At 65.5% G+C, this 2,689-nt stretch carries 2 protein-coding genes and 1 pseudogene; 2 read left to right on the top strand and 1 reads right to left on the bottom strand.

Going from position 1 to position 2,689, the window contains the following annotated elements:
* Positions 1 to 344, bottom strand: a 344-nt coding sequence (locus tag ACXJKR_RS29285; RefSeq protein WP_457325843.1) for a methylmalonyl-CoA mutase family protein, incomplete at its 3' end; no start/stop codon positions are given.
* Between the two features lie 83 nt (positions 345 to 427).
* Between ACXJKR_RS29285 and ACXJKR_RS29280 the strand changes: the two genes are divergently transcribed.
* Together ACXJKR_RS29280 and ACXJKR_RS29275 are read left to right on the top strand one after the other, a co-directional pair.
* Positions 428 to 1,084, top strand: coding sequence for a GntR family transcriptional regulator (locus tag ACXJKR_RS29280; RefSeq protein ID WP_457325842.1), 657 nt, complete (start codon positions 428 to 430; stop codon positions 1,082 to 1,084).
* A gap of 318 nt (positions 1,085 to 1,402) precedes the next feature.
* Positions 1,403 to 2,689: pseudogene (locus tag ACXJKR_RS29275) on the top strand (hypothetical protein); the annotation flags it as partial.

Raw genomic sequence — 2,689 nt, 5'->3', positions numbered from 1 at the left:
GACACGCCCTGGCCGCCGGCGGCGAGTGCCTTTCTATAAAAGGCATTGCTCTCCTCGGCGGTGGAGAAGCCCGCGTACTGGCGGATCGTCCAGGGCCGGGCGGCGTACATCGTCGCCTGCGGGCCGCGCAGGAAGGGCTCGAAGCCGGGCAGCGTGTCAGCGTGCGGCAGGTCGGCCACATCGGCCGCGGTGTAGAGCGGCTTGACCGTCAACCCCTCGGGCGTCACCCAGTTCAGTGCCGCCACGTCACCGCCCGGGGCGGACTTGGCGGCGGCCTTGGTCCATTGCTCCAGCGTGGCAGTCTTGAACTCCGGGGCGTCCCCGGCGCGGCTGTCGTCCGACATCGAAACTCTCCTGTAACTGGGCCGGCATCTTAGCCGACTGATTATTCATAATTATGAATTCAGAATCGCTACACTCGGCCGCCATGCCCGGTTCCCTCGACCACGCCCCCCTCGCCGCCTCGGCTCTGTATGAGCAGGTGGCCGACCGCCTTCGCCAGCAGATCCTGGCGCGGGAGCTGGAGCCGGGGTCGTGGATCGACGAGCTCAAGCTCTGCGCCGAGCTGGGTATCAGCCGCACGCCCATGCGCGAGGCGCTGAAGGTGCTGGCCTCCGAGGGCCTGGTGACGATGAAGCTTCGGCGCGGCGCCTATGTGACGGAGATGAGCGAGMGGGACGTCAGGGAAGCCTACCAACTGCTCTCCCTTCTAGAAAGTGACGCCGCCGCCGAAATCTGTGTCCGGGCGACGGATGCCGAGTTGAACGAACTCGGCGAACTGCATCGCGCGCTGGAGGAGGCGTTGCCCGACCGGGACGCCTTCTTCGCCGCCAACGAACGCTTCCACCTGCGTGTGCTGGAGATCGACGGCAACCGCTGGCGGCTGCAGATCGTCGGTGACTTGCGGCGGCTGATGAAGCTCAATCGCCACCATTCGCTGTTCCGGGAGGGACGGCTGGCGGAGTCGCTGGAGGAACACCGCGCCATCGTCCAAGCGCTGCTTGCGCGCGATGCGCAAGCCTGCAGGCAGCTTGTCACGGCCCATTTTTGTAACGGACTGAGCGCCACCCAGACAGCTTTGTGAAGGCAGACGGGCGGTGCGTGAACTGCCACCGAAAGCCCGCGCTTATCGGCGTGTGGCTTCGCTAAGTCCTTACTAGCATGGCAATTACTGGGAAAACCACCCCCGGTCCGGGTGTTCGGGCCGTGGGCGGCGGCCTCGGTTCGGGTTGATTCCGGCCGATTTGAGACTTTGTTCCTCAAGTCAAGCGGGGCCGGCCCGATAACCGATCGAAGCACTTGAAATCTAGGGATACGGCCGTGCCACGGCATTGGCCGGCTGCCCCGGGTTGCAAGCCGCCACCTCCATGAGGGCGTGGCCGTCAGCACAGCAGGTACAACCATGGCAAGCATCGTCCCCTTCATTCCGGTCTCCAAGATCCCTGGCCTCACGACCACGTCGATCCGGGATTTCACGACCGAAGACTGGGCCGCCTTCAGCACCGACCAGCTGATTGCGCTGACCACCGTACAGGCCGCTGTGATCACCTCCAGCGGCCTTTCTGTCTTGAGCAGCGACCAACTGCGCGCTTTCCAGACCGAGGACCTGCGCGCCATTTCGACCGCCTCCATCGGCGGCTTCAATTCCGACCAGATCGGCGTCCTGACGACCGACCAGCTGCAGGCCCTGAGCACCGGCCAGATTCTGCAGCTGAGCACCGCGCAGTTGCAGGGCTTCAATGCCGCCGACATGGTGGCGCTGACCACCGCCCAGGTCGGCGCCCTGACTTCGACGCAGGCCAAGGGTTTCTCCACGGACCAGCTGTCGGCCCTGGAAGCGACGGACATCAAGTTCCTGTCCACGGCCGCGCTGCGCGCCCTGACCAGCACCCAGCTGGACGGTCTCACCAGCGACCAGCTGCGCGCCCTGTCTTCCAGCCAGATCCTCGCGCTGACCACCGCCCAGGTCAGCACCTTGAACACCGACGACCTCAACACCCTGACGTCGGACCAGTTCAACAAGTTCAGCACGGCACAGGTGCAGTCGCTGACGACCAGCCAGCTCAGCCACCTGACGACGGATGGCCTGAACGCGATGGGCTCGGCCCAGTTCGCCGCTCTGTCCTCCCTGCAGGTCGGTTCGCTGACCTCCGATCAACTGCCCAAGATGGAGAGCGCCGATCTGCGCGCCATCACGACGGTGGCGCTGCGCGGCCTGAGTTCCGATCAGATCCAGACCCTCACCTCCGACGAGGTGGGCGCTTTGACGACCGGCCAGATCGCCGCGCTGACCACGGCCCAGGTGCGAGGCCTGACGGCTGGTGACATGACGGCCCTGGACACTGCCCAGGTGGCCGTGCTGAGCTCGGCCCAGGTCGCCCAGCTGAACACTGATCAGTTGTCCGCCATCGATGCGGCCGACATGAAGTCACTGACGACGGTCGCCCTGCGGGCGCTCACCAGCACCCAGCTGGACGGCCTGACCAGCGACCAGTTGCGTGCCCTGAGCTCGGGCCAGATCAATGCCCTGACCACCGACCAGGTCCGCACGCTGAACACGGACGACCTSAACAGCTTGTCGTCCGACCAGTTCAACAAGCTCTCCACCGCCCAGGTCGCCGTGCTGACGACGGCCCAGTTGAGCCACCTGACGACGGACAGCCTCAACGCGATGGGCTCGACCCAGTTC

It is taken from the genome of Roseateles sp. P5_E11, from assembly GCF_054049355.1.
This window is presented reverse-complemented; position numbering and strand designations above follow the sequence as displayed.